7 protein-coding genes are annotated in these 8,606 nt (G+C 36.1%); 4 read left to right on the top strand and 3 right to left on the bottom strand.

Annotated elements, in window-relative coordinates:
* The first annotated feature begins 152 nt into the window (after positions 1–152).
* Positions 153–524 carry a winged helix-turn-helix transcriptional regulator gene (locus DWB61_RS15925; RefSeq protein WP_125031910.1) on the top strand — a complete coding sequence of 124 codons (372 nt, stop codon included), beginning with the start codon at positions 153–155 and terminating at the stop codon, positions 522–524.
* On the opposite strand, the gene DWB61_RS15920 is transcribed toward DWB61_RS15925, so the two are convergent.
* Complete coding sequence (locus tag DWB61_RS15920; protein ID WP_197091209.1) at positions 500–1,096, bottom strand: lactoylglutathione lyase family protein; 597 nt, start codon at positions 1,094–1,096, stop codon at positions 500–502. The two genes, DWB61_RS15925 and DWB61_RS15920, sit on opposite strands and share 25 nt — an antisense overlap.
* 911 nt (positions 1,097–2,007) lie before the next feature.
* Between DWB61_RS15920 and DWB61_RS15915 the strand changes: the two genes are divergently transcribed.
* Positions 2,008–2,694 carry a DNA-binding domain-containing protein gene (locus tag DWB61_RS15915; RefSeq protein WP_125031909.1) on the top strand — a complete coding sequence of 229 codons (687 nt, stop codon included), beginning with the start codon at positions 2,008–2,010 and terminating at the stop codon, positions 2,692–2,694.
* Between the two features lie 405 nt (positions 2,695–3,099).
* Here DWB61_RS15915 and DWB61_RS15910 read toward each other — a convergent pair whose 3' ends face one another.
* Positions 3,100–4,197, bottom strand: a complete 1,098-nt coding sequence (locus tag DWB61_RS15910) for a formylglycine-generating enzyme family protein (protein WP_225423409.1) — start codon at positions 4,195–4,197, stop codon at positions 3,100–3,102.
* A 26-nt stretch (positions 4,198–4,223) separates the two neighbouring features.
* Positions 4,224–5,426 carry an anaerobic sulfatase maturase gene (locus DWB61_RS15905; protein WP_125031908.1) on the bottom strand — a complete coding sequence of 401 codons (1,203 nt, stop codon included), beginning with the start codon at positions 5,424–5,426 and terminating at the stop codon, positions 4,224–4,226.
* A gap of 924 nt (positions 5,427–6,350) precedes the next feature.
* Here DWB61_RS15905 and DWB61_RS15900 point away from each other — a divergent pair.
* On the top strand, positions 6,351–7,169 hold the full coding sequence (locus DWB61_RS15900) for a carboxypeptidase-like regulatory domain-containing protein (protein WP_125031907.1): 819 nt from the start codon (positions 6,351–6,353) through the stop codon (positions 7,167–7,169).
* A 313-nt stretch (positions 7,170–7,482) separates the two neighbouring features.
* Positions 7,483–7,944 carry an IS200/IS605 family transposase gene (gene tnpA, locus DWB61_RS15895; protein WP_125031906.1) on the top strand — a complete coding sequence of 154 codons (462 nt, stop codon included), beginning with the start codon at positions 7,483–7,485 and terminating at the stop codon, positions 7,942–7,944.
* Positions 7,945–8,606 lie beyond the last annotated feature (662 nt).

The following is an 8,606-nucleotide window of genomic DNA, read 5'->3' as shown; positions in this document are numbered from 1 at the left end:
TAGGGAGACTTGTTAATAAAAAAAGGCTTTAAAAATAAAAGTACATAACATGCTGTATGTCGGCATTGGCGATATGTACAGGATGAAATTAAAAATCGCCAACGAAGACGACATACAGCTATACGTTACCCCTCATTAATAAAAATGCAACTATGAATAATGATACAAATAAGGAAATTATCAAATATAACGATAAGGAATTTAACTGTTCTTTAGCCTTTACACTGCTTTTGATAGGAGATAAGTATAAAAGTCTAATTCTCTTTCATCTGAAGGATGGAGCTCAAAGGTCAGGTGAATTGCAAAAAAGCATTACTGACATTTCGAATAGAATGTTTACATACTCTATCCGGGCACTTGAAAAAGACAAATTAGTAAAGCGAAGAGTTTACCCAGTTACTCCACCGAAAGTGGAATACGAATTAACAGAAGAAGGCAAATCACTTATCCCCATCATCCTTGAATTAGATAAATGGGGACAGGATTTTGCCAATGAACATCACTTATATGCTCCTTGTGAGTAGTGTAGTTCATAGGAGTGAGAATAAATTTCGAATACAGTTCCAAAAGGGTCTTCAACGTAACACATACGATACGGTTTTTCTCCTGGATAATACTCTCGAATTGGCATTCTTTGTTTACCTCCAGCATCCACAATCTTTTTAACAAGTCCTTCAACATCGGGGTCTTGAATTGAAAAGTGAAATAATCCAGTACGGAAGGGTTCAAAAGTAGCTTTAAACTCTTCACTTTCTTTGAATTCAAATAGCTCAAAACCAATCTTATCACCAGTAGAAAGATGTGCAATTTTAAATGTTCCCCAGCCTTCGCCGAAAACATCAATACACATCTGCCCAATGGCTGTTTCATTTTCTTCTTTTACTAATGTTGGTTCCATGATAACATAAAACCCTAAAACCTCTGTGTAAAACTTAACGGCCTCTTCAATATTAGGAACAGTGATACCTATATGTGAAAATGTTTTCGGATAAGTTTTTACTGATTCATTTAAATTACTCATAGTATCTGTCGTTTGTGAATTACTAATAGTTGCAAACATTAGTATGCCAACAACCAATAATGAAATTTTGTTCATCAATTATTATTTTAAAATCTGATACAAATTAAAGTGTAAAAACCATGAATAACAAGATGTTACATTGATTGCACATAGTTACATGGATGTGTATATTTCAGATTAATAAGGACTTTCATCTGAAAAAAAAATGAAACTAATTTAATGAGCAAAATAATAACGAGGGGTAACAAAGCTAAATTTCATGGGCGGTGATTAGCAGTTCGAAAGTTTAGTACAATTTATTCCGACAAGTCGGAACCAGCAAGCTACTAGAATGACTCACCTACCCTATTCCAAAAGGTGTTCGCGATTTAAAAATGGGTTTGCTCAAAAATATAAACAAATTTATGCAGCTTGCTTCCGTGCGGTTTACTCACTTCGTTTCGTGAGCTCCCCTTGGTCGGTAGATAAGGTAACTCTTTGAAATCGCCAACTTAACAAGGCCGTTATGGCTAATACCTAATAACAATACATATGAAAAGAGCCAAAATAATTCAAAAATAAATTAATGCACTACATACAGAAACTTTTAAAGAATATAAAGGATGCTTTGGTCTTTCAGTACCGCTAATCCCTAGGATATCTTCAGGCTATTAAAAAAAACAGAACACTTATAATTGGGCAAGAAACCAACACTTGGTATAAGATCACTTAAGAGCTATCAAAAAAAATAGAATATATGACTATTCAAGGATTTTCACCCTTAATGAAGGACTATCTCGAGCTCCAGCTCGTTACAGTTTCCTTCGAAGTTGTAATCCTATATTTTCCTTCATTATAGTAAAATAATTACTTGGGGATACTCACTTTTTCACCCAACAAGCATCAATGTTTTACTCAAAAAATTGAAAAACACGATACTTGTTAACTGCTTCCCTATTTATCATTTTTTATTTTACCTTTAATGGTATCACATAAAAATCATCCTTATGGAATATTTCTTGAACAAAAATCATTTGAATAAAAGTCAGGAGAACTTTATTGGACGTACGCCAGCTATAGGTGTTATTAACAAAGCCGAACTTATTGAGGAAGTGGCCAAAGAAGGTACTGGAATTACGAGCTACGAAGTAGCAAGCATCTTTAAACGTTTGGAAATTGTGATGGCTGATTTGCTAAAAAAAGGCTATCGTATCAACACACCCATTGTTAATATTACCCCCAGTATAAAAGGCCTTTTTACTGATTATGAAGATTCTTTCGATAAAAGCCGCCACAGTTTGCATTTCAAAACCTCATCGGGTGTTGTGCTCAAACAAGCCGCAAAAGAAACCCAGCTCTATAAACGAGATCCAATAAACTATCACATTGATGTATTCAAATTTACCAACCTTAGCGAGAAAGGAGAAAACTTAAGTCCTAATGCCATTGGCGAACTTAGGGGCAACAACCTAAAACTGAATCCTGATGATTTAAAACAAGGTATATTCCTACTAGCTGAAGATGGCAAGGAATACCGCATTAACATATATGCCCACAACACCAAAAACAAACAGACCTTTCAGGTACCTCCTGATATTGCTCCTGGTAAGTATATTCTAGAACTAAGAAGTCTGCCTTTAAACTCCAGCCGACTTAAAAAAGGCCGACTTAGCACAAGCATACTGTTTACTTAAGGGATAAGCTAAGATATCTCGCCGAGATACAGAACAAATCTCTGTGAGATACAGAACAGATCTGCCCGAGAATCATAATGAATCTCGGGCAGATTTTATCTAAAACTCACCCCACTTTCACTACCAAACTCACTAGACTTTGGCTCGAGACTTAAAGATGACATATAAGAACGATACACACTATACATGTGCATGTCCTAACGAGGTAATAGCAAGGCTAAATACAACAATGAAAAGACTATTAGTAATATACGAAACGAAATAAGAAAGATATAAAGCCCTAGTAAATGTAGCAACTCCACATCTTGCATAGCCCACTAAATAGTTATTCTCCAATTTAATTTTTGAGAGTGGAGAAACAATATTCTTGCTTTTTGGCTTCTAGTAATCAAAACTCATTTATTACTAGTTCTCCGATATATCTGCAACACATCGAAAACCTGTATGACTCAAACCTGTATCCGAGCTACTTTTCATTCTTGCTGCAACTCGGTAGCCTGAACAATAGGCATCGTTGCATAAGAATGATCCTCCTCTCGTTACTCTTTTAGGTACTGTTGGATCCTGAGGATCGTAACTTGTTTTAGGTCCTTGGGGATTTACCACTCCATCCTTAACCGTTTTATAGTAATCAGCATCGTACCAGTCTGCACACCATTCCCACACGTTGCCTGCCATATCGTACAAGCCAAATGCATTGGGCTGAAATGATTTTACTGGAGAAGAAGCATAAAAGCCATCTCTTCCAGTATTCTGATTAGGAAACTGACCTTGCCAGGAATTAGCCTTAACGCTTCCCTCATCCACATTCTGGTTCCCCCATGGATAAATCTCACTGGATAAACCTCCTCGAGCTGCGTACTCCCACTCTGCTTCTGTGGGCAGTCTTTTGCCAGCCCATTTACAATAGGCCATCGCATCTTCCCATGCGACATGCACCACAGGATAATTCTCCTTATTTTTCAAGTCTGAACCAGGACCTTCAGGCTGTTTCCAATTAGCACCTTGCACCCAGTTCCACCATACAGGTCCTCCATTAACATTCACAGCATGATTGGGAGGATTAAAAACAAGTGAGGCCGCTACCAATACACTTTCATCCGGTTTTGGGGTCCCCGGAGGCAACTGTTTTTTCATCTCCTCCCAGTCGGGTTTTTTCTCGGCAACTGTAATATAACCGGTAGCATCAACAAACTCCTTAAACTGGGCATTGGTCACCTCTTGGATATCCATCCAGAATCCTGAAACCTCCACTTTGTGTTTTGGGAATTCATCGGCTCGGGCCTGATCATTGTCTCCGCTCATCATAAAAGTCCCACCGGGAATGTGAACCATCCCTTGCTTTTCTTTTTGAGTAGCTGAGCCAAAACGTGAAGGTACATTCTGACAACAACTCGGTACTGTTTCATTTTCGGGCGCTTTTTTAGCTGATGACTTTCCAGAGCAGGCTCCCAAAATCAGTGTAACAGACAAGAGTATACCCCATTTAATATTTTGATTCATTTTACATCTCATCATATATCCCTTCGTTATTTTACAAAATCCTTGAAGGCATTATAGGTTCCTCCGCTTTGTTGAGCTTCTGCTTGCTCCTGCATTTTTATCTGCTGAGCTATCCAGTTTTTTCCCATCTCCTGAAGTTGCGTATGAGCATGAGCAAAAAACATTTTATACGATTCACAAAAGCGTGGCATCCCATTAAACTTAGGATCCTTAACGCGATCTTTTGTACAGCCACCAAAACAATGCTTTAAATAAGGGCAGATTTTGCATTTGCGAGGTAAATTAGCCTTAATACAGCCAAACTGGTGTTGCTTTTTGGAATTCAGCATATTAATAATTTTCTTCTCCTTAATATTACCCAGCTTCCATTTGGGATCAACAAAGAAATCACAGGAATAGATATCCCCATTGTGCTCAATAACCGTATATACCCCACACTCTTTCTGGAGGGTACATTCAGGAGCAGGTATACCCACATAGGTGTGGAACACAGAATCGAAATGGCGGACTGAGGTAGTTGGTATACCTTCCTTAAAATCACTAATCCAAAGATCCCACAGCTTACAAAGCACCTCTCCATATTTTTCAGGTGAAAGAGAAAAAGAAGCCGCCTGACGAGGATTCTCCTTATCCGTTTCCACAATAGGGATAAACTGCATAAAATCAAAGCCCAGCTCCTTGTGGTACTTGTAAATTTCCTCAATATGATCAGCCGAGTGATCGGTTAAGCAGCTCAGGACATTGGTGGCAACGCCTTTGTCCAATAACATTTTGGCATTACGTGATACGATTTCCCAACTTGGTTTTCCTGACGGAGTCAAACGGTAATGGTCATGAATATACTGAGGTCCATCGAGTGATATCCCCACCAACCAATTATATTCCTTCAAAAAATCTGCCCACTCTTCATTCAAAAGTAGTCCATTGGTTTGCAAACCATTCCCTACGACCTTTCCATTCCCATACTTCTGCTGCAGCTCAATCACCTTTTTAAAGAAATCCAACCCCATCAAAGTAGGCTCTCCACCTTGCCAACCAAAGGATACTTCGGGGCCTGATTGTTCCAATACCTGCCGAATCAATATCTCTAAGGTTTCCTCATCCATACGGTGAACCTTCTGTTGGTGATACAGTCCGGCCTTTTCCAGATAAAAGCAGTAAGTACAATCCAAATTACAATCTGGACCTGATGGTTTCACCAATACCGAATTCAATGGTTTTTTAATCATATTATATCTCCTTTTCCAAAGCTTGAAAACTATATTTCAAGCTCTGTTCTTCCCTCCAATTCGATCGGAAGCAGTAAATATTCTTCATATTATAATTCAAGGAATCTAAAAATGAGGATTCCTTCCCGAATAACAATTTGTCACGGTAAATATACTTACAAAGCTAATATCTATAGGTGGCCTTATCGTTCAGAATAGGTCTAAAATTAGTTCAAAATTGCCATTTTAATGGCATACAAGAGGTGTAAAGCCCATCTGGTAACAAAAGTAATCGTTGCACAACTCCACAAATTGAATCATCTGCTATTTTTCTAAAGTTTACGAAGACAATCAAGTTTGTTAATCAGTTTAAGTCACCTCACTCAACACTTTGCCATTTTCTAATATCTGGGCAAATACTTTCGCGTAGCAAAGTATTCATCCCAAACGCCAAAGAAAAATTGGATGAAGCGATAGGAAATTAAGATCAATTGCAATCTGACAAAAGCCCTATTCATTACCAATGGGGCTTTTCTTTTGTTATAAAATCAAATTGAACCCAAAGGATTCAGATATTTATAGAGAATCAACATCGAACCTGAAAGGTTCTTATATCTATAGAAAACCACATGATACAAAAATTCGACTCCAAAGGAGTCGAAAATTATTATAAACCATGGAACTATAGATATATAATTCATTCTGGATTAAAAACCCGACAGCATCGATACTGCAGGATAAACCTGTTGACATTTAACTTGCGATCTAAACGCTGTAAAGACCTCATTCTTCGGACTCTGACAGGTTTCATTAGTTATATCATGAAATCACTTTCATAAAGAAACTTAAATACTGTTAAAAGTAAAACAATCATATTGTTTAATATTTCCAAGCTAACTACTTTAGAGGAGCTTAAAGATTAATAACCTGACCTTCGACTAAAATATGCTTCGTATTCTACTGATTCTTTTAATTCTTTTCTTTTTTTTTAAATCATCAAGTGCAACAAGCATTGAAAATGATTCCATTATTAGCATCTCAGGTCAAATTGTAACGACAACAGGCATTAGTTCTATTCCACTAGCACACCTTATTATTAAAGGTAAACGAAGTGGCCAGATTTGTGATAGCTTAGGAATTTTTCATTTACAAGTCAAACAATCAGACACACTTATTATATCAGCCCTGGGGTTTAAAACTCAGGAATGGGCAATCCCTTTCATTTTCGATACGACTCTCCCCAAATTCTTCCAAATTCCTTTAGAAAATATGGCTTACCTACTCAATGAAGTCAATGTCTTTGCATTTGGTACCTGGAATGAATTTAAGGATGACTTTATAAAATTAGAAATCAAAAACGAATATGAGATCAATTCTCAAATCACAAAAGAACTGGCTCCATATAATACAAAACCACCTAATATTATACCGCCCCAATATAGAACAACATTAGTAGATCCAGGTATTGGGGATGCCATAGGCACACCTGCCTCTTACCTATTCACAAAATTCAGTCGCAAAGAAAAAAGCAAGCGTAAAGTTTCTAAAATGATTCGAAAGGAATGGCGTATTAAGAAATATAACGAATACTACACAAGTGCCATAGTTGCGGAACATACAGGACTAAAAGGCGAAGCATTGGAAGATTTCATGACCTATTGCGGTCCCAAGCTCGAAATCACAAAAATCAGCAGCCGATATGATATTGCTGAACAAATCGTCAAGAACTACAAGTGGTATATCGAACTGAATAAAGCCAAATAAAGTGAATCACTGCTATAGATATTTAATCTATTCTGGTTTTCAAAATTCACAATAGAAAGGAATATTAAACCCAAAGGGTTCCCATGTTTATAGAACTCACATTAATGCCAAAATTACGACTCCAAAGGAGTCGAAAAAACAAGATGAACCATGGTGCTATAGATATACAACCCATTCTGTATGAATAAAACGACAATCTTACTGCTACTGAAATCAAAATACCCTAATAATCTAATCATTCAATATTTTTCATAAATTTATAAGCATAATTTTCAAGAAAGGATAAAACATTTTTATTTATAAAAAAGAAGATATGCCTGGAACATTTTCACAAATCTATATCCAAATTGTATTTGCTGTTAAAAATAGAGATGGTCTAATTTCACCGAAATGGGAAAAAGAACTTTATAAATATATCACTGGAATCGTCCAGAATAAAAATCAAAAGATGATTGCCATTAATGGTACACAAGATCATATCCATATATTAATTGGTATGAAACCATCTTGTTGTCTTTCTGATTTAGTTAGAGAAATTAAAAAAGCTTCGAACTCATTTATCAAAGAACAAAAATTCACAAGCTTCAAATTTGAATGGCAAGAAGGCTTCGGTGCATTTTCTTATAACCAATCAGCCTTAACGAATCTGATTGAATACATCAATAACCAGAAAATACATCACAAAAAGAAAAATTTCAAAGAAGAATATTTAGGCTTTTTGAGAAAATTCGATGTAGAATATAAAGACGAATATTTATTTGATTGGATTGATTAAATGTAATAAGTCTTTCCTTAATTCGTCAACAATCACTCTCTTCAAAAAAGAACAAAAAAGCATCAACACGAACCTGAAAGGTTCATATGTTTATAAAAATAAAAGGTACACAACAATACGACTACAAAGGAGTCGAACAAATAAGATGAACCATGGTGTTATAGATATACAACCCATTCTGGATTAAAAATTCACAATAAAAGAAGTATTGAACCTGAAAGGCTCGCATGTCTATAGAAAGCAATATTATAACCCAATTCGACTCCAAAGGAGTCGTACAAGAAATAATGGATCACAAAGCTATAGACATATAATCCATTCTGGATTGAAAAATCACAATAAAAAATTATTGAACCTGAAGGGTTCGCATGTCTATAGAAATATTTGTTAGACCCAGATGCGACTCCAAAGGAGTCGTACAAGAAATAATGGATCACAAAGCTATAGACATGTAATCTATTCTGGTTTCAAAATTCACAATAGAAAGGAATATTAAACCCAAAGGGTTCCCATGTCTATAGAAAGCAATATTATAACCCAATTCGACTCCAAAGGAGTCGAACAAGAAATAATGGATCACAAAGCTATAGACATGTAATTCGTTCTGGATTGAAAAACAGGCCTCGTTAATTTAAAATTAAGATCGTCAGTATTATTTATAA

Origin of the sequence: Ancylomarina euxina (assembly GCF_003863355.1) — a bacterium.
GTDB lineage: Bacteria > Bacteroidota > Bacteroidia > Bacteroidales > Marinifilaceae > Ancylomarina > Ancylomarina euxinus.
Note: the sequence above shows the minus strand (reverse complement) of the source record. Positions and strands in the feature narration are given on the sequence as shown.

Coding starts and splice junctions, on each gene's coding strand:
- DWB61_RS15910 (WP_225423409.1), bottom strand. CDS start 4,197: ATGAATCAAAATATTAAATGGGGTATACTCTTGTCTGTTACACTGATT.
- tnpA (WP_125031906.1), top strand. CDS start 7,483: ATGCCTGGAACATTTTCACAAATCTATATCCAAATTGTATTTGCTGTT.
- DWB61_RS15900 (WP_125031907.1), top strand. CDS start 6,351: ATGCTTCGTATTCTACTGATTCTTTTAATTCTTTTCTTTTTTTTTAAA.
- DWB61_RS15905 (WP_125031908.1), bottom strand. CDS start 5,426: ATGATTAAAAAACCATTGAATTCGGTATTGGTGAAACCATCAGGTCCA.
- DWB61_RS15915 (WP_125031909.1), top strand. CDS start 2,008: ATGGAATATTTCTTGAACAAAAATCATTTGAATAAAAGTCAGGAGAAC.
- DWB61_RS15925 (WP_125031910.1), top strand. CDS start 153: ATGAATAATGATACAAATAAGGAAATTATCAAATATAACGATAAGGAA.
- DWB61_RS15920 (WP_197091209.1), bottom strand. CDS start 1,096: ATGAACAAAATTTCATTATTGGTTGTTGGCATACTAATGTTTGCAACT.